The organism is Vibrio sp. R11-SG3-ISO3-SZ (assembly GCF_059834345.1).
On record NZ_JCBDGX010000096.1, the window covers coordinates 1 to 18,335 of the forward strand.

Consider the following 18,335-nt stretch of genomic DNA (forward strand, 5'->3'; position numbering starts at 1 on the left):
ACCACAATGCCAAATTCGCGGTCGTGATTCATCAGCATTTGCAGCGCTGAGCCGGGACCATCGTGCTCAGATTTTTTAAACACGGCGGTCGGCTGTTTTCGGGCGATGTCTTTCGCTGTGAGGACGCTGGCCACATTGACGCCTTTGAAGAAGGCTTCAACGTAATCATTGGCAGGGTTGTTGAGAATATCATCTGGTGTGCCGACTTGGACCACTTGTCCGTCTTGCATGATGGCAATGCGATCTCCAATTCGCATCGCTTCATCAAGATCGTGCGATATAAATACGATGGTGCGTTTATCATCGTTTTGAAGACGAATCAGTTCGTCTTGCATTTCGCTACGGATCAGCGGGTCAAGGGCGGAGAAGGCTTCGTCCATCAACAGAATATCAGGGTCACAGGCTAGCGCCCGAGCCAGTCCGACACGCTGCTGCATACCGCCAGAGAGCTCATCGGGGAAGGAATCCGCATAGCTTTCTAAGCCGACGCGCTCTAGTGCCGATAGAGCACAGCGATTTCGCTCTTCCAAACTAATACCAGCGAGTTCTAGGCCAAAAGCGGCGTTCTCAACCACAGTCATGTGAGGCATTAGGGCGAAGTTTTGAAACACCATGGAGATGTTGTGGCGACGGACTTCTCGCAGTGCCTGCTCTGAAATCGAAGCGATGTCATTGCCTTTAAACAGAACACTGCCACGTGTTGGCTCAATCAATCGATTGAGCAGTCGCACTAAGGTGGACTTGCCAGAGCCCGATAGACCCATGATGACGAAGATCTCGCCTTCATTGATCGAGAGTGAGACATCATTGACCCCGACAGTGAGGCCAGTTTTGTCGAAGATAGTGTCTTTATCCAACCCTTTTTCCAACAGGTCGAATGCGTGATTGGGTTCATCACCAAACACTTTGTACAGTCCCTTTACTTCCAGTATGGGATCCATCAAAGATTTCCTTTTTTGCTCAAAAACGTTAGTACACTAAACAATATTTAATGGAATTTCAAATCGGAGGTGATAAAAATCACATAACCAAATCGGTCTGTTAATGAGTTTTTTGTCACTACATGTCGGTTTTTTTTGCTTTTTTTGTGATGATTGATAGGTTGTGAATAGGGCCGTACGCCAGTGTTGAATAGCGATGTACAACCCTTGAGAAGCGGTTTTTATTTGAGGTGTAATCAATCTTCTTGGGCAGCGTAAAACGCAGCAACATCGCGCAAGTCTTGTTCGTTGAGTTTGGAAAGTTGCGCTTTCATCATCTGCGCGAGTGGGCCAGTTCGCTCATCTCGTTGATAGGCACGCATCGCGTTGAACAGGTAAGTGGCATCTTGACCGTTGAGATTAGGGTAATTGGGATTGGCGCTTTGGCCGGTGCTGCCGTGACAAAAAACGCAACTGGGTGATTTGACTTGTCCAAGCTGCGCGTCGCCGAAAGGTTTCGCATGTGCCCCGCTAGCGAGTGTTAACGCGGTGCTAGTGGCCAGCAGGCATACGTGGCGTATCCATCGATTCATTTGTACTCTCAATGTCGGTGTGTGTGGACTGAGAATAAAGCTTCCCCTAGGGGGAAGCTCAATGCGCGAGATCAAAGCACACGTTGAATGTGCGCGCAGAGTGTGGAAATGTCGTCTTGGGTCACATCTTTGTGAGTAACAAAGCGGATGGGATTGGATGGTGTGATGAGAATATTCTCTTTGGCCAACGCTTCTGCGATGGCCTCTATATCAAGGTGTTTCTCTAGTTTGGCAAAGACGATATTGGTTTGCACGAATTCTGGATTGACTGAAAAACCGGGCAATGTATTTAGGGTATGCGCGAGCTGTTTGGCGTTAACGTGGTCAATAGAAAGCTGAGCTACCTGCTCAGTCAGCGCTAATTTACCGGCAGCGGCCAATATGCCGGCTTGACGCATGCCGCCACCGAGCATTTTTCGGATGCGTCGTGCTTTGGCAATGTAGGCGTGACTGCCGAGCAGCAATGAGCCCACAGGCGCTGCAAGACCTTTAGAAAGACACACGGTCATGGAGTCGAAGTGACGTGCGATCTCAGTGACATCAACATCCAACGCGACGGCGGCGTTGTATACGCGAGCCCCGTCTAAATGCAGGCTTAAGCCGTGTCGGTCGACAAATTCTCGCGCTTGTGCTAGGTAATCGAGTGGCAGAACTTTACCATTAATGGTGTTTTCCAAGCTGAGTAAACGGGTTTTAGCAAAGTGACAATCATCGGGCTTGATGGCGGCTCGAAGTTTGTCGAAATCGAGAGTGCCATCCGGGTTGTTTTCAATCGGCTGGGGCTGAATTGAGCCAAGCACCGCAGCGCCACCTGCCTCATAGCGATAGTTGTGCGCTTGTTGTCCACATAAGTACTCGTCGCCACGTTCACAGTGTGCCATCAACGCCAGTAGGTTGGCTTGCGTGCCAGATGTGGTAAAAAGTGCCGCCTCAAACCCATGACGCTTGGCCGCGAAGGACTCAAGTTCGTTGACGGTTGGGTCATCGCCGTATACATCATCGCCAACAGCGGCGTGGGCCATCGCTTCACGCATAGCTTGAGTGGGTCGAGTCACGGTGTCAGAGCGAAAATCCATAACCTATCCTTATTAATGAGGGAAAACGAAACTCAAGAGAGATAGCCGCACAGTTTCGCTTTGCTGATGCATGCGATGGTTTTGGCGTCGGTGATCTCACCTGAAATGATGCGTTGTTCGATGTCGCGCAGCGATAAAGTCAGTACTTCAATCACTTCATCATCATCGCACGTTAAGCGTTTAGAAGCCGTGAGACCTTTGGCCACAAAAAGGTATTGAATCTCATCACAAAAACCTGCGAGCGGTGTGACTTGCCCTAAAGAAATCCACTCTGAGGCGCGATAGCCCGTTTCTTCTTCCAATTCACGTGAAGCGCAGTCGACAATGGCTTCGTTCGCTTCTAGTGTGCCTGCTGGGAGTTCAAGTAGCCACTTTTTAAGCGACGGCCGATATTGGTTTAGCATGACGATATCACCATTGTCATCGATAGGCAGCATAACCGCCGCGCCCGGGTGAGATATCGTGGTATGGGTAATCTGTTGACCATTGGGTAAGGTCACGGGTTCTTCAATAAGAGCAATCCGTTTCCAGGTGTGAATCGTGGTTTGTTTGTCCATTGGGTATGTGGTGTCCCTAGCATGTTGACCCTACCTTACCCATTTCGGCACCCGATGAAAAGTAATGAAGAGCGATGCGTTGGAATGGATTAATAACTCGGTGTGATGAATCGCGCAAATATGCAAACATTGATTACAGAAAATTAAGTAAAAAGCGAATCTGATATAACAAAGGGCTGATTATAATAAACTATACTTGTAACAAAGTAATAACAAATGTATAAAGCACGTTATACATTACGCTCGCTTAGCGCCCCGAGGATAGCCCAATAATGTTCAGTCAAAATAGAGTCCCCCACTCGCAAAAAGCGTTACTGTCGGAACGAATCAATAAGTTGGCTCACGCCCTATCTGACGGTGTCTACGAACGTGAAGATACCATCAAAATGTGTTTACTTGCGGCCCTGGCCGGTGAAAGCGTTTTTCTACTGGGCCCTCCAGGCATAGCAAAAAGTTTGATTGCTAAGCGCTTGATTCAAGCGTTTGATAACTCGTCCTATTTTGAATATTTGATGACACGTTTTTCTACACCAGAAGAGGTGTTTGGCCCGCTAAGCATACAAGAGCTGAAAGACAATGGCCGCTACGTGCGTCTGACCAATGGATATTTACCTACCGCGCAAGTCGTCTTTCTCGATGAGATATGGAAAGCCGGCCCCGCCATTCTCAACACACTCTTGACCGTGGTGAACGAGAAAACGTTTAAAAATGGCAGTGATATTGAGAAAGTGCCCATGCGTCTTTTAGTGTCGGCATCAAATGAATTGCCTGATGAAGACAGTGGTCTCGAGGCACTCTATGACCGCATGCTGGTGCGTTTGTTTGTTAATCGAATTCAAAATAAGCAAAACTTCAAATCCATGCTCACCGTTGGCACGACGCAAGAAGCCAAAATTCCAGAAGGCCTGGCGATTACCGATGAAGAATACCACCTCTGGCAGCAAGAGCTTGATACGCTTGAGCTGAGCGATGATGTGTTTGAAAAGCTGTTTGAACTCAAAAGCTTACTTGAGAAAGAGACTGGCGAAGTGCCCGGTTCGAGTGTGGATAAGGACATGTATGTGTCTGATCGACGCTGGAAAAAAGCCGTTAAGCTGTTGAAAGCCAGTGCCTACTTTAACGGCCGCGATGCGATCAACGCATTGGATCTGTTGCTGCTACAAGATTGCTTATGGAACAGCCCTGAATCTCGTGATGTGGTGCGCCGCGTCATTCGTCAGTTTGCGCTCAATTACGCGTTTGATCAGCAAGAGGTAGAGCAACAAATTACCCTCTGCCGTGAAACGCTACAAGACGTTCAAGAAGAACTCGAAGAGACGTTTGCTATCCAGCTCTCTCTTGAATCTTCAACGGGATTACTGAAGAAGCAGGTTCAGTCGTACGATTTCTCCGATGCACGTTTGTATAAAGTGGGTGTGACTCCGGGTCTTATCAAGTTGGTCCTGCTTCAGGCCAATATGTCGGTGTCTGAATCCGAAAAAGGTGACAGTCGCTGTGTGTTCGTCAGTAAACCCGATCTCGAAAAACTGGTTCGTGATGGCCACGGCGAAGTGAGTGGTTATGTCAATCAATCTACGGCGATTTGTCGTCTTCGTTTTGATGTGGATGCAGCCAATAACTTAGTCATTAAAGACATTGCGAATCGCGCAGTATTGTTGACCCCTGTCACGAGTGAAGGGCTAGACCATGACCGCTTCCAAAATTGGTTAACGCGTTCAGAGCAGGCGTTGAAATCGTTAGAAGAAGCAGAGCACCGCTTGCGTAAAGCGCGCTCCAGTTTCCACGCCGCACTGCCACACAACTTTATCGACGAGGCGATCCCTCGTGAGATGGAAGCTGGGCTACAAGGCTTAACCCAGGCATTGGAAGCGGCCAAATCAGAGAGCGAAAAAGCGCTTTATCGATTGCAAACTTTGCCACCGGTTTTTGAGTAAGGGGAAACGTTGTGCTGGGTGCAGATGGACTTAATTTAGCATTAATGATCGCCGATTCGGGCATCGTTGAAAGCGCGATGAACGATATTATTGCGCGCTCACAAGTGATGATCATGGCTGAGAACCGAGGAATGAAATCCTCGGTGAAAAATCATCTGTTGAAATGGCGCGGCAGTGTCAAAAAGCGCATCACTAAGGTGTGTGAAACGGAACGTTTTCAACAAGAGCTCGCGCTGTACCAAGAAGTCATTTATTGGGACGAAGCCAAGTTTCACGCTCAATTGCCTGAGGTCATTAAAAAGTTGGAGTGGCACTCGGCCTTCTACATGCAGGCGAGACGTCTTGTAGAGAAGAATAAAGGGGTTAAGAACCCAATGTTCGCCCACTATTTCTGCGATCAATGGTACAAAAGCTTGGTAGATGCGATAAAAACTGCCCAGTTAAGTGAGCTAGAAGCGAGTAAAGAAAAAGCCCTCAAAGATCTCTATCAACGCATGGAAACCATGAAAAACATGGATAACGTTGCGAAAGAGGGAGACGAAGCGAGTATTGGGCGTCTGTGGGATATGGCTGCGGCGAAGCTGAGCAAAACCGATCTCGGCACCATGAAAAAACATGCGGAGTTTTTGAAAAAGAACAGCGGGCTACAAAAAATTGCAGAGCAACTCGGTCGTATGGCGGGGCAAGTCAATGATCCTGATTTAAACCAAGCGCCAGTGGAAGCGATTGAAGTCGTGGAAGAGAAAACCGACGAAGCGACAGATGACATTGTCGGTATCCACGAAAGTGATGATCTCAACAAGCTACTGCCCAACGAGACGATGTTTTTGGCATACCCAGAGCTTGAGGTGGTTTTTTACAAGCACCTAGCGGATAAGCGTTTGATGAATTATCGCGTGCAAGGGAAAAATCGCACGTTGCGTAAAGTAACGGCTCAACAGCCTGACAGTAAAAGTATTGAGATTGAAAAAGGACCTTTTATCGTCTGTGTGGATGCCTCTGGCTCTATGAAAGGGGCGCCAGAGCAATGTGCCAAAGCGATGGCCTACGCCTTAATGCAAATCGCGCTGGCGGATGATCGCGATTGCTTTGTTATTCTGTTTTCTACGGAGCAGATTACCTACGAACTGACACGTCAAGATGGTTTGCGTGAAGCGAGTGATTTCTTGTCGTACAGCTTTCACGGCGGCACGGATCTCGAGCCTGTGATTCTTAAATCGATTGATTTGATGAGCAGTGAAAAGTACAAAAACGCCGATATGGTGGTGATTTCGGACTTTATTGCCCCGAAACAGTCACAAGAGGTACTGGATAAGGTCGCGGGCTTAAAAGAGAACAAAAACCGCTTCCACGCCTTGAGCGTGTCAAAGTATGGAAACCCAGAGCTGATGAGCATGTTTGATCATTGTTGGTCTTACCATCCAAATCTAGTCGGTAGATTGATGAAGAAATGGTAACGCCATAGTCTGCCCCAGATCATTATCCAAGTTGATTGAACAATGCCTCGCTTTCGCGGGGCATTGTCGTTTTATGACTTGCTAATTTATATGTGTATGGAAAATTCCGCGCGGCGATCCATTTGTGATATAAATCAATTTATGTGCAATTTAGCGGACTACTTCTCGCCAAGGCAATGATAAGTTTGTATATTTATCAGATAATTATTCGCTGAATGTCACATTTTTTTGCCTTTTTATGCTACCAAGGGGAAATGAGACCACTCAGTACGTTTGACGTATTTTCCTTGCGTGGTTTTTCACATGGACAGTAAAGAAAAAAAAGTAGTTAGACATTACCTGTTCTTCTTTTTAGCCAGTTTATCGTTTGCGCTTGTGACTTTTGCCATCATTCGCTCACCGCTAAATCAAGCCTCTTTCCAGGTACTAGGCCACGCAAATATTGCGCCGCTTACCGCAGGAAACAATGACGCGGGTGCTAAGTTACTCAATGTCTCTGAACGAGGTGTGTCGATACGTTGTAGTGATGCACCTCAAGCAGAGCTTGACATGTGCGGCATCGTATTCCCATTACCTCATGACGTACAAAATGGCCATTTTTTGTCCCTCAGCAAAAAAGCAACACTGAATGTGGAGGTTGAGTCGCTTTGGTCGGGTAGCACAGAGCAGCCGGGGGTCACGATCTTTGCTAAATCCTTATTAACTAAGGAGAAGTCCGAGCATTACGCTGTCAAAGATACCAAATATCAAGCTGTACGGTTTGAACCTAAAAGTACCCAGTCTATCCCTTTGAGTCGATTTCGGGTCGAAACGTGGTGGGAGGAGCTGTTTGATATCCCTTATGAGCAAGCCGATTTAGATTTTAGCCGACTCGTTGCACTTGAGTTCTACACTGGAGGTGTTCCTGTAAAAGCGGACGGAGAGTGGGGGATGACGATTAAAAGCCTCTCGTTTAGTTGGCAAATCCACAATGAATCAACGTTTGTTAAAGTGATGTTTTTTTATTGGCCGCTTCTTCTCGTGGGCTGTTTGGCACATTACCTTTTTTATACTAAGTCACTCCTGCTCCTTGCCAAGGATAATGTTTATAGAGACAAGAAAACAGGCTTTTACACGGTAGAGCACTTTGTCAAAAATTATTCAGCTCTAGCCCAATACAATGAACCCGTGAGACTGTACTTGGTCAAGATCAGCAACTATCACGCCTTAAACCACCATTTTGGTAATCCTGCGGTCATCAAAGTTATGGAACGAATGTGGCAAAAAATGGTGCGAGAATTACCGAATCATAAGCTGACGATTTATCGGGTGACAGAAGATGAATTGTTGATCGAGTGTGTGGGTGAGAATTTAACTTCTCAGCAGTCTCAGTATTTACTTGATTTGAATGATTTAGGTGTCAATCTTGATGGGATTGGTCATCTAATGCTGGAAATCGTCATTGGCTACGTATCCAGTGACTTTTTACCTGAAACGGGCGTGAAAGCATTAGAGCGAGCGCGATTTGCTGTCAATATTGCCAAGCGAAATGAGCAGCGATCCGCCGAATTCAACTTCGATACTATGATGGCTCATGAAGAAGAGTATCAAATTGCAGACAGTGTGCGTATGGCGCTACAGAGTGAGCAGTTCTACTTGCTGTTTATGCCGATATACGATGCCGAGAAAGAGCAAATTGTTGGCGCGGAAGCACTGTTGAGGTGCCATTCGGAGAGTTTACGTCAACTCTCACCTGAGGTGTATATTACGGTCGCAGAACAATATGGATTGATTCGTGACATTGATCTTTGGGTTGTCGAAGCGTGCTTTAAAACATATCAAACCTATCGTGATAAATTGCCGGATGATTTTCGGTTGTCTATCAACATTTCATCACGAGAACTTCTTGATAAACAATTTATCAACGATTTTAAACGCCTACTTCGCCAGTATCGTGTACCAGAGCGTTTAGTTTGTTTAGAAATCACGGAAACCTTCTTTGTTCAGATGAAAGATTTCCATCTCAAAAGTATTGAGATTCTGCGTGAAATTGGCTGCCATGTTTCTCTGGATGATTTTGGTACCGGTTACACCTCTTACAACCATCTGGTTAATATCCCAGTTGATGAAATTAAAATTGATCGTAGTTTTGTCAATCAAATGGACACTGTCCAAGGTAAGGCCATTATCGAATCCATGATAAAGATAGCAGACTCGTTCAAATATGATGCTGTTGCGGAAGGTATTGAAACACAGAAACAATTTACTGAACTTCGAGCCATGGGATGTCGTTACTATCAAGGTTACTGGTTCTCGAAGCCGATCTCGATTGACGCGCTATGTTGTTTTGTAGATAAACCGGTTCACCTCACTTCTTAAATGGCCTGTACCCATAATTTTTAGATGGTTAATAGATATGTAATTCATTGAATTAACGAATGAAAAAACCACTATGCATTTGGTTTTATAGTCTAAACTAAAGCATGAGTTGGCTATGGAAGCAAAGCAATGAGAATTACAGATAAATCCTTGGTTGAGCAACAACAGATCTCAGAATCTGAGCTCAAACAACGGCTTCAGTTATTTCGCCTAACGTCGAGTGAGCTAGTGGAGCTACGTTCACTGAAAGGCGTAATAGTTCGCCAGTTAGATTCAATCGTTGCAGGCTTTTATGAGCATCAGACGAATACACCTGATGTAGAGACTTTAATTGGCGATGCCGGCACTCTGCAACGCTTGATGAGCGCTCTGCGTCAGTATGTGATTGATTTGTTCTCTAAAGAAGTCGATCTCGACTACGTTGAACATAGATTGAGAATCGGGTTGGTACACAAACGCATTGGCGTTGATCCAAAACTCTACTTGTCTGCCGTCAGTTACCTCAAAGAAGTGCTTTCATCGACGATCCGCTCGAATATTTCTGATGCCACCATAGCCAATTATCAATGCGAAATTTTAAGCCGTTTGATGGATTTTGATGTCTCTTATGTCTTTGATACTTACATTAAAAGCATGATGAATGAAATCGAGATGGAGCGGAATAAATCCTACCAATACGTCAATGAATTGGAGGAGATGGTCAGGGAAAGGACCAAGCACATTGAACTGATGGCAAGCCAAGATCCTCTCACCAATTTATACAATAAACGCGCATTTGAAGAAGTGGCAGAAAAGCTCTTCACAGAGTGTCATGAGCACGGAGATGGTATCACCGTGCTCTATATGGATATCGATAATTTTAAGGCGTTTAACGATAACTTTGGTCATGAGGAGGGGGATAACGTTTTGATCGCGGTGGCGGATGCTATTCGAGGGATTTCTAGGGGCATTGACAAAAGTTTCCGCTTTGGCGGCGATGAGTTCGTGGTGTTGATGCCAAGCTGTAAAAAGCAAGATGCTCAGAAGACCTATGTGCCACGTCTGATTGAACGTTTGGCGGAAATCCGCGATGACGTCTCGATCAGTATTGGTGTCTCTGAATCAACGGCGCAGCACCCAGTGTCGATGCGAGACGCGGTGAGACTCGCCGATCAACAAATGTATCGTGATAAAAAAAAGCACAGTGAGGCGGCCAGATCGCAGGTCATCACCAGTATTGTCAGTAAGCAAAAGTCGACATAACAGCGGCGTTCACTGAATGGCGAGTCGCGCTATTTCACAAACGACATATCGAACTCGGTTGATCGGTTTCGTCCGGATTCTTTGGAATAGTAGAGCGCTTTGTCTGCATGTTGTAACCAAGTTAGGTGGTTGGGTTGTTGTTCGGTCAACTCGCACACCCCGAGGCTGATGGTGTAGCGAACAGCGTACCCTTCGCACTCGACAATCGACTGTTCGATACGTTTTCTAAGGCGCTCGGTAAAATAGAGCGCTTGCTCAGAGCACGTACCTGGTAAGATAACCGTAAACTCTTCACCGCCGTAGCGGCCACAAATATCACTGCCACGAGAGGCTTTGATGAGCTCTTTTGCCGTGTGGCGGATCACCATGTCCCCGACAGTATGACCATAGTTATCATTAACTCGCTTGAAGTGATCAATATCGAAAATAACCAGTGACGCTGGTTTCCCGGTCACTTTAGCGTGATCAAACTCTTGCTGAAGACAACTTTCCCAGTAGGCACGATTGTAGAGTTGAGTTAAGCCGTCTGTGCGACTGAGATCCGACAGTTTTTGATTGGAATCGATGAGGTGGGTTTTGTTTTTCGCGACGTCCGTGACGTCATTGATGATAAGACTGACATGAGAGACTTCGCCGTTCACTGACGTTAAAGGGGAGAAGGTGATGTTTTGGCGCATCTCAGGTAAGCCGTTGGAGATTGGGCTAAAGTTTTTAAATTTGAACAGGTAAGGGCGGTCTTCCCAGCAAGAGAATCCGCGGCTGTTCAAACGAAACGAGGTGTCGACTTTATTACGCAGCCAAGTTTCAGGTAAGTCTTGCATAACGTCAAACAACACTTGGCCAATGATTGCTTCGGCGCGAATGCCACTGTACGACTGCATAAACGAATTCCACGCCAAGACTCGGTAGTGCTTATCCAAGACGATAAGTCCTGCATCCAGCTCGCCAATGATCTGCATCGCCCAGTGAAAATCCCCCATATCATGCTTGATCACATTACACACTCCAATACGGATTCGATGGACTTCATTGAGTCATTGTCCATAAGGAAAATCACGTCACAGGCGACATCGAGATTTTCGGCGTGATAAACAAACTCAATGGTAAAAATCTCTTGCTCGTAGCCGTTTAAAAACTGAGAGCAGCTTAGCGCTCGTTGTAGCGGCTCTTTTTCCAGCACGATGGGCTGGCGTAAAGAGATAGCAATGTCGAGCTGCTTGCTAAATGACACCAAAAACGAGGAGACTAATAAGTTAGCAATATCCAGGATCGCTTCGTTGGTTTCGGCATGAAAGTTGTCAACCGTAACAGCCGAAAATTGATCAATGCCTTGCCCGTGTAAGCAGACGAGCGCCTCACCATTGATGCCATTGCCAACAAAGCGCTGTGACACGGCGCGATATTCTGCATTGTTGACGATGTCTTGAATCGTCATTTTGAGTTCCGATTGATGCAAGGAGGCAACGTTAGGCAAAGGCATTTCAATAAATCGCCCGGTTTGTTCTGCGATGAGTGAGGCACTGGCACCGAGAGCGATATTGCTGATCTCTTTGATGTTATTGAGTAGCTCGTGAGCGGAGAGCTGCCGTGTGGGCTGTGTGTGCACCGAAGGGCACACTGGGATCCCATAGCGTTCAAATACCGCGTGAAGATCCATCGCGCTGAACGGCTTCTCAATGAAGTCGTGGGCGCCGAGTTCCCGGCAGCGCTGTTTTGCCTGATTTTGAATATCCCCTGATACCACGATAACCTGGGTCGGGTGCGCATGGACAGGTAGCGAGGCAAGCACTTCGAAACCATCCATGACAGGCATGGTCAAATCGAGGAACAGGACGTCGATAGGCTCAGATGCAAGGCGCTCTAAAGCGCTCTTTCCATTTTCTGCTTGGTAAAGAGTGATTGCCTGTGTATCAATGTTCGATAAAATCGCTTTGCGCGCGATTTTAGAGTCATCACAAACCAGAATCTTCATAAGATGATGGTTGACCCAGTCGTCGTTGCCATAAAATCAAACCCTCTCGGCTTGCATTGGTATCAATAATGAGACATTGCTTCAAAATTGCTGCGGGTTAGTAAACCCTTTTGCTATTGATTTTTCGAGTTATTTTTTTCTATCAGTAAAAGAAATTAGACTTTACGCACACATTACACTTGCATAAGTGTTTGGTTGGTTATGGTTTTTGTGTGTTTGATGTGCCACATGAATCGTGTCTATATTGAAATACTGAGTGATTGGTTCATCTTCTCCTTTTGCCATCGAGGACGATCCCGTAGACTTGGCCCTTTATGACATAAGGAGCTTAACCAAATGGAACTCACCACCTTCATCCACACCCTTGAACACTCTCCGGAGACGATAGAGTTTGATCAGACCATGGCAATCATTGAGCGTTACTACACGTTTACGCCTACCGCGTTCACCAATGGTGACACCTTTAATGAGGTGAATCAGAACAATGGGTCTTGCAAGATTTTTGCGTTTGGCCAAAAGAATCAACTGTCAGAGTCACAAACCCTCGCTTGCTTTGGGCGTTATTATCGTGAAGATGTCCTCAATCATCCGGCAGGGGATGATCACGCGAACATCCGCAATTTTATGCAAACCGGTTGGCAAGGTGTGAATTTTGAAGGTCAAGCATTAGCAGATAAGGGGTAAGCGTCGTCAAAGACAGGCGAGAGGTGGACGACTATATTGGATGACCATTTCGAACAATGTCTGCTCTAATTGGCGCATTTGTCAGCGAATACGCCTAAAATAGGGATTTTTGTTTGACTCCTCGTGCTGAATACGTAAAGTAAGCGCCGAACACAGCACTGAGACTCAGTGCTGTTCTAAAAAGGCGCGTTGGCAGAGTGGCTATGCAGCGGATTGCAAATCCGTGGACCTCGGTTCGACTCCGGGACGCGCCTCCATTCTTTCTCTATCTTGTTATTCCATCAACTCAGACAATAGCTGATAAGAACGCAGTTTTTCGCTCTGATCATACACCATTGCGTTGACCATAATCTCATCGGCACCAGTCCGTTCAACCAGTGATTCAATGGCGTGCTTAGCATGAGTTTTGTCACCATGAATCGACTCTCGCAACTGGGTTTCAACGTGCAGTTTTTCTTGCGCCGACCAAAGCGGTGCCATGCTGTGTACCGGAGCGGGCAGCTTTTCACGACGGCCGCGTACCATTTTCAAAAACTTCTGTTTTTCTGTCGTCGCCAAATACTCTGCGTGCGATTGGCTCTCTGCAACAATGACGTTAGCACCAATCATCACGTAAGGTTTTGCTAAGTGCTGCGACGGAACAAACTCATCACGATAATAAGCTAACGCTCGAGACATCGCGTCTGGTGCGAAGTGTGCGGCGAACGCAAAGGGCAGTCCTTTCTGCGCGGCCAAACGAGCGCTGTACGTACTCGATCCCAGCAACCAAATCGGTATTGACGTGTTGTTACCAGGATAAGCCGCAACGGGTTGGTTTTGGGATACGGGACCGAGAAAAAATGTCAACTCTTCTAGTAGCTCAGCGAAGTCGGGATCCATACGCTCTGGATCGCGCCTTAGCGCATGCATTGTCGGATAGTCGGTGCCAGGCGCTCGTCCCAGCCCAAGATCGATCCGCCCTGGGTAGAGCGCGTCCAATGTGCCAAATTGCTCTGCAATAACAAGGGGCGCATGGTTGGGCAACATAACGCCACCGGAGCCTAAACGGATCGAGTGAGTGTGAGCGCCGATATGGCTGAGCAACACACTGGTGGCGGCACTGGCAATATCAGGCATATTATGGTGTTCCGCCATCCAAAAACGGTGATAGCCCCAAGATTCGACGGCTTGCGCCAATTCAACTGAACGTTGAAAAGTCTGAGAGAAGTCTGTGCCGTCAGAAACGGGCGCCAAATCAAGAACGGATAAGCGTGGGAAAGACATAGATGAGTATGGCCTGTTGATGAATGTTATCTAACACATGGTGTCGAGTACGTAGGTTTAAAAGGGCAAATTTGCCCTTTCACTGTGGACAAATTTGTCCTTAATCTCCGCTTAGATGAGACGCGTGATCGCTGCTGCGGCAATACCTGCTGCGATTGCTGGCAACGGTTTTTTGGTGGTAAAGCTCACGATGGCGGTCACCAAAAGTGCAACGCGAGCCCCTATGTCACCTTCCACCGCTAAGGGGGCCAACAGCGCGATTAACACCGACCCCGACATAGCGGTGATAAATTGCTGCACTCGGTAGCTAATTGGTACAAACGACATGACGAACACGCCACCCCAGCGTGTGAGCAGGGTGACCAGTGCCATGGCGATAATAATGATTAACGTGCCTTGCCAATCGGTTGAGATCATCATGCTTGTTTCTCCGTCCAAAAGGCGCCGAGCAACCCTCCTGCGAGCGCGCCAACCACAACATGGCTATTGTCGGGCAAATAATAATAGGCCAGCAAGGATGCGCATGCGGCCACGCCCCAAATAACGAACATACGCAGGCTCTTAGGTCCAATTGCTACCATAGAGAGTAAAAAGCAGCCCATGACCATATCGAGGCCTAAACTGATTGGGTCACTGATCAAGTTGCCAAATGCATAGCCAAGCCAGGTGCCTAGCATCCAAAAAGACCACAACGCCACACCGCCACCGAGCAGAAGGCCGAGTCCTCTCTGATGGCGGCCAAACGCATTCATCGACATAGCCCAGTTGGCGTCTGAGGCAAATAACATAACGCCATAGCGTTTGCTGGCCGGAAGGTGGCGTAGCCAAGGGTAAAGGGTCGCCCCCATTAACAAATGACGCGCATTAATGGCAAAGACGGTCACTAAAACGGGAATCAAGGCGACCTCTTGTCCCCACATCTCTAACGTCGCGAACTGTGACGCCCCTGCGAAGACTAATCCACTCATCAGCATAATGGATAACGGTTCCAAGCCGACTTGGACCGCAGCGACACCAAACGCAATACCGAAGATAATCACAAAGAATGACAGCGGAACCAGCTCTCGAAAACCGTTCCAAACATCATGACGAGTAAAATGGTGCAGCTCAGTGCTGTCCACTTGTTGAGTTTGAGTAAGCATGACTTTTCCTAGCCCAGTGTGCAGTGAAGTGATTTGCCACTGATTTATTATAAGAGCGTCTATCAGTACCATGAATATGTGCTAGACGCAAAAGGGTTGTGACGATGAATATTTGCACGGATTGATGGCTTTTTATCTAAACGGTTCAGCGAGTTACAGTTTTTTGTTGACCGCTTCGCTCAATTCGTTAAAGTACACCTCGTTCTCACGGCAATCGCCGAAGAGAAATGGTGTAACCTTCGCATCTATTGCGTTGCCCTGGTGGTGGAATTGGTAGACACAAGGGATTTAAAATCCCTCGGCGTTCGCGCTGTGCCGGTTCAAGTCCGGCCCGGGGCACCATTAACTCAAGTAGAGCAGGCTTATCAAGTTGTAGATACAAAGGCGCGTTGGCAGAGTGGCTATGCAGCGGATTGCAAATCCGTGGACCTCGGTTCGACTCCGGGACGCGCCTCCATTCTTTCTCTATCAGAAACTCTCTTCTAAAGTTGGCGCAAAAATCGGCTTGTTGCGACTCTATTTTCCAATATTTTTCTTTGTGATTGATTTTTGAGTGACATACTCTTATCGAGCGACGTGTTAATCGTAACGTTCTCTCAAACAGATAAATGGAAAAAGCGCCGAGAGTATCGGCGCTTTTGTCTTATTCTCAGTAATCTAAAGGCTGCTGATGCGCACCTTATACTAGTGAGGTCAGCATCTCTTCACTGTACGGAGTGAGCGCTTGGCCCGATTTCACTTTTTCAACGTAATCTGGGTTGGCAATCAGAGGACGGCCAATCGCAAGTAAATCAAACTTGCCTGCTTCAATCGCCTCATTGCCGGTTTGAGCATCAAAACCGCCCACGCCGATCAAGGTTTGCGAGTATTGAGCGCGCATGTATTGCGAGGTGGTGCCGCCTAGGTGCTCAAATGTCATAGCGTCATCGAAAATGCCCACATGTAAGTAGGCCAAATCACGTGCTTCGAGTTGCTTTAGCAAGTAATCGAACACGTCGCGATCACGTGCGTCGGCCTCGACGTTAAAGTAAGCGCCAGGGGAGAGACGCAGACCAACGCGATCCGCGCCGATCGCTTCCACGACTGCGTCCATCACTTCTAGCGCAAAACGAGACATATTTTCCGCTGTTTGGCCATACTCATCATCACGTTGGTTGCTGCTGTAGTGAAGGAATTGGTCGATGAGATAGCCGTTTGCACCGTGGATCTCGACACCATCAAAGCCTGCTTCGATGGCGTTTTGAGAGGCCTTGGCAAAATCGGCGACTAAGCGCTGAATCTCTTCTTTGCTGGCTGGGGTTGGCGTTAGATAGGTGAGATGGCGCATGCGTGGCACGGTACCTTCGACACCAATCGCAGAAGGGGCAATCACTTTATCGCCACCAAAAAACGACGGGTGCGCAACGCGGCCGGTGTGCCATAGCTGAGCGAAGATCTTTCCGCCATTTTGATGCACACGCTGAGTGACTTTTTTCCAGCCCTCAATTTGCTTATCAGTAAAGAGCCCAGGGGTGTTAGGGTAGCCTTGACCGTCAGCACTGATCAAGGTCGCTTCGGTAATGATTAAGCCTGTGTCGGCGCGGCGGCCATAGTATTCCACCATTGCATCCGTTGGCACCAGATCCTCGTCAGACATGCAGCGAGTTAGGGGAGCCATCACAATGCGGTTGTTGAGCGTTAGCGTCTCATTGAGCTTGAACGGTTGAAATAGGGTATTCATCGATGTGTCCTTCGAGAGTATTTGAATGCCTATTCAAGTTAGAATATTTTGAATGCTCATTCAAGTATTTTTTGAATGCACATTCAACATCAGTTACTATGTGGGTATTCCAACCTTAAGAGTGATGTTATGCGCAGCGCAGAATTTGACCGTCAAGTGGTATTAAGGCAAGCAATGGCGAAGTTTGTCGAGAAAGGCTATGGCAAAACCAGTATGCAAGATCTTAAGTTGGCAACCGGGCTACATCCCGGGTCGATTTATTGTGCGTTTGACAACAAGCGTGGTCTACTGATCGCCGCATTGGAGCAGTATCAACTCGATAGACACCAAGCGATGGAAGCGCTGTTTGCGTCTTACCCAACGGTGTTTGAAGGGATTGAAGCCTACATGGAGTCGGTGCTCGAAGAGTGCGAGCAAGAGCAGATTAAAGATTGCTTGCTGCAAAAAGCGCTGAGCGAGCTGGCTCATCAAGATGAACAAGTTGAGGCTTTGATCAGCGACATGTTACGCCGTTGGCAGCAATGGCTGGTGGATAAGATAGCCGTTATGATGGAGCTTGGGGAAATTGCCAATCATCGCTCGCCTGAGCTGGTGGCACAGTTTTTAGTGATGGGGATTTATGGCATGCGTACTTTGTCCCACACTCAGCCCGATTCTGGCGTACTTCGCGCACTGAACGACGAGTTATTGCGCTACATCAAGGGCTAGTAGCTAAACCTGTACAACATCAATATGCGCGGCGTCTCGGCCGCGCTATGGTTAAATATCGAAGACGTCGGTCAGTTTACTCAAACAGACTCTTTTCAATCTTGATCACGACTTTACGCACCGGCGCTGGCTGGTTGTTGACAGCAACCAATGGACGGTGAGGTTGGCCCGGGTAGAACACCACAAATTCACCGGCTTTAATGGTGACAAATTGCTCTTGTTGTAGCTGCTCACTGAACGCCAAATCTTTATCCGCTAGGTAATCTTCATCCAACCCCGTATACGGCAGTAGGCTGTAGCCAAACGTCTCTTCACCTTCGAGCAGCAATTGCACGTCAAGGTAACGTTGGTGGCACTCTGACTTACGCTGTTCAAGTGGTTGAGTGTTGTCATCCATGACCAAGAAAAAGGCGCTGTCACCTTCCAGATCATGACGGCCATTTTCGATAGGTTGAGCAGTTTGTTCCATCACGCGTTCAATCAACTCAATGAGTTTAGGCTGTAGGAAGCGGGCAAAGGAGAGCTCTGCAGTGCTAGCAGTAAACATGGTGAATCCTCAATATTTGTATGACAATAACACCTGAAATATAAAATAGCTTTTCAAAAACAACAATCACTATTTATGAGAGTGTGATTGAGAGCGCGTTCATTAACCATTCAGTGAGCGAAGTGGAGACACGCACTGTGAGGATCCTGTTGCGCACACAAT

17 protein-coding genes and 3 tRNA genes are annotated in these 18,335 nt (G+C 47.3%); 9 read left to right on the forward strand and 11 right to left on the reverse strand.

Annotated features, from left to right (window positions below):
• From proV to AC6R1O_RS12530, 4 genes are all read right to left on the reverse strand, one after another.
• A partial coding sequence (gene proV, locus AC6R1O_RS12515) for a glycine betaine/L-proline ABC transporter ATP-binding protein ProV (RefSeq protein ID WP_500657133.1) occupies nt 1-941 on the reverse strand: 941 nt, incomplete at its 3' end.
• A gap of 236 nt (nt 942-1,177) precedes the next feature.
• On the reverse strand, nt 1,178-1,513 hold the full coding sequence (locus tag AC6R1O_RS12520; protein ID WP_500630757.1) for a c-type cytochrome: 336 nt from the start codon (nt 1,511-1,513) through the stop codon (nt 1,178-1,180).
• 71 nt (nt 1,514-1,584) lie between these two features.
• Complete coding sequence (gene ltaE, locus AC6R1O_RS12525; protein ID WP_500657134.1) at nt 1,585-2,589, reverse strand: low-specificity L-threonine aldolase; 1,005 nt, start codon at nt 2,587-2,589, stop codon at nt 1,585-1,587.
• Nucleotides 2,590-2,621: 32 nt separating this feature from the next.
• On the reverse strand, nt 2,622-3,146 hold the full coding sequence (locus AC6R1O_RS12530) for an NUDIX hydrolase (RefSeq protein ID WP_487902273.1): 525 nt from the start codon (nt 3,144-3,146) through the stop codon (nt 2,622-2,624).
• 272 nt (nt 3,147-3,418) lie between these two features.
• Between AC6R1O_RS12530 and AC6R1O_RS12535 the strand changes: the two genes are divergently transcribed.
• The 4 genes from AC6R1O_RS12535 to AC6R1O_RS12550 all read left to right on the forward strand — a co-directional run bounded on the left by AC6R1O_RS12535 (nt 3,419) and on the right by AC6R1O_RS12550 (nt 10,137).
• Nucleotides 3,419-5,080, forward strand: coding sequence for an ATPase RavA domain-containing protein (locus tag AC6R1O_RS12535; protein WP_500637432.1), 1,662 nt, complete (start codon nt 3,419-3,421; stop codon nt 5,078-5,080).
• 11 nt (nt 5,081-5,091) lie between these two features.
• Complete coding sequence (gene viaA / locus AC6R1O_RS12540; protein ID WP_500629504.1) at nt 5,092-6,537, forward strand: ATPase RavA stimulator ViaA; 1,446 nt, start codon at nt 5,092-5,094, stop codon at nt 6,535-6,537.
• A gap of 303 nt (nt 6,538-6,840) precedes the next feature.
• Nucleotides 6,841-8,895 carry an EAL domain-containing protein gene (locus tag AC6R1O_RS12545; RefSeq protein WP_500657135.1) on the forward strand — a complete coding sequence of 685 codons (2,055 nt, stop codon included), beginning with the start codon at nt 6,841-6,843 and terminating at the stop codon, nt 8,893-8,895.
• A gap of 129 nt (nt 8,896-9,024) precedes the next feature.
• A complete protein-coding gene (locus AC6R1O_RS12550; RefSeq protein ID WP_500630763.1) occupies nt 9,025-10,137 on the forward strand; it encodes a GGDEF domain-containing protein in 1,113 nt (370 codons plus the stop codon).
• A 29-nt stretch (nt 10,138-10,166) separates the two neighbouring features.
• Here AC6R1O_RS12550 and AC6R1O_RS12555 read toward each other — a convergent pair whose 3' ends face one another.
• Nucleotides 10,167-11,117 (reverse strand): sensor domain-containing diguanylate cyclase, encoded by a 951-nt coding sequence (locus AC6R1O_RS12555; protein ID WP_500630820.1) that lies wholly within the window; start codon nt 11,115-11,117, stop codon nt 10,167-10,169.
• An 11-nt stretch (nt 11,118-11,128) separates the two neighbouring features.
• A complete protein-coding gene (locus AC6R1O_RS12560; RefSeq protein ID WP_487902269.1) occupies nt 11,129-12,109 on the reverse strand; it encodes a response regulator in 981 nt (326 codons plus the stop codon).
• 336 nt (nt 12,110-12,445) lie between these two features.
• On the opposite strand from AC6R1O_RS12560, the gene AC6R1O_RS12565 reads away from it, so the two are divergent.
• Nucleotides 12,446-12,793, forward strand: coding sequence for a HopJ type III effector protein (locus AC6R1O_RS12565; protein WP_500630765.1), 348 nt, complete (start codon nt 12,446-12,448; stop codon nt 12,791-12,793).
• 183 nt (nt 12,794-12,976) lie between these two features.
• Nucleotides 12,977-13,050, forward strand: a tRNA-Cys gene (locus tag AC6R1O_RS12570).
• A gap of 16 nt (nt 13,051-13,066) precedes the next feature.
• Here AC6R1O_RS12570 and AC6R1O_RS12575 read toward each other — a convergent pair.
• From AC6R1O_RS12575 to AC6R1O_RS12585, 3 genes are all read right to left on the reverse strand, one after another.
• On the reverse strand, nt 13,067-14,056 hold the full coding sequence (locus AC6R1O_RS12575) for an LLM class flavin-dependent oxidoreductase (protein ID WP_500657136.1): 990 nt from the start codon (nt 14,054-14,056) through the stop codon (nt 13,067-13,069).
• 111 nt (nt 14,057-14,167) lie between these two features.
• Nucleotides 14,168-14,476 (reverse strand): AzlD family protein, encoded by a 309-nt coding sequence (locus AC6R1O_RS12580; protein WP_500657137.1) that lies wholly within the window; start codon nt 14,474-14,476, stop codon nt 14,168-14,170.
• A complete protein-coding gene (locus AC6R1O_RS12585) occupies nt 14,473-15,198 on the reverse strand; it encodes an AzlC family ABC transporter permease (protein ID WP_500630767.1) in 726 nt (241 codons plus the stop codon). Before AC6R1O_RS12585 ends, AC6R1O_RS12580 begins: the two co-directional genes overlap by 4 nt.
• Before the next feature lie 255 nt (nt 15,199-15,453).
• On the opposite strand from AC6R1O_RS12585, the gene AC6R1O_RS12590 reads away from it, so the two are divergent.
• Together AC6R1O_RS12590 and AC6R1O_RS12595 are read left to right on the forward strand one after the other, a co-directional pair.
• Nucleotides 15,454-15,540: transfer RNA gene (locus AC6R1O_RS12590), tRNA-Leu, on the forward strand.
• A 41-nt stretch (nt 15,541-15,581) separates the two neighbouring features.
• Nucleotides 15,582-15,655, forward strand: a tRNA-Cys gene (locus AC6R1O_RS12595).
• A 222-nt stretch (nt 15,656-15,877) separates the two neighbouring features.
• Here the strand turns inward: AC6R1O_RS12595 and AC6R1O_RS12600 are convergent.
• Nucleotides 15,878-16,918, reverse strand: coding sequence for an alkene reductase (locus AC6R1O_RS12600; RefSeq protein ID WP_500657138.1), 1,041 nt, complete (start codon nt 16,916-16,918; stop codon nt 15,878-15,880).
• 129 nt (nt 16,919-17,047) lie between these two features.
• On the opposite strand from AC6R1O_RS12600, the gene AC6R1O_RS12605 reads away from it, so the two are divergent.
• Nucleotides 17,048-17,626 (forward strand): TetR/AcrR family transcriptional regulator, encoded by a 579-nt coding sequence (locus AC6R1O_RS12605; protein WP_500630769.1) that lies wholly within the window; start codon nt 17,048-17,050, stop codon nt 17,624-17,626.
• A gap of 76 nt (nt 17,627-17,702) precedes the next feature.
• Here AC6R1O_RS12605 and AC6R1O_RS12610 read toward each other — a convergent pair whose 3' ends face one another.
• A complete protein-coding gene (locus tag AC6R1O_RS12610) occupies nt 17,703-18,173 on the reverse strand; it encodes a NanQ anomerase/TabA/YiaL family protein (protein ID WP_334552009.1) in 471 nt (156 codons plus the stop codon).
• Between the last annotated feature and the right edge of the window lie 162 nt (nt 18,174-18,335).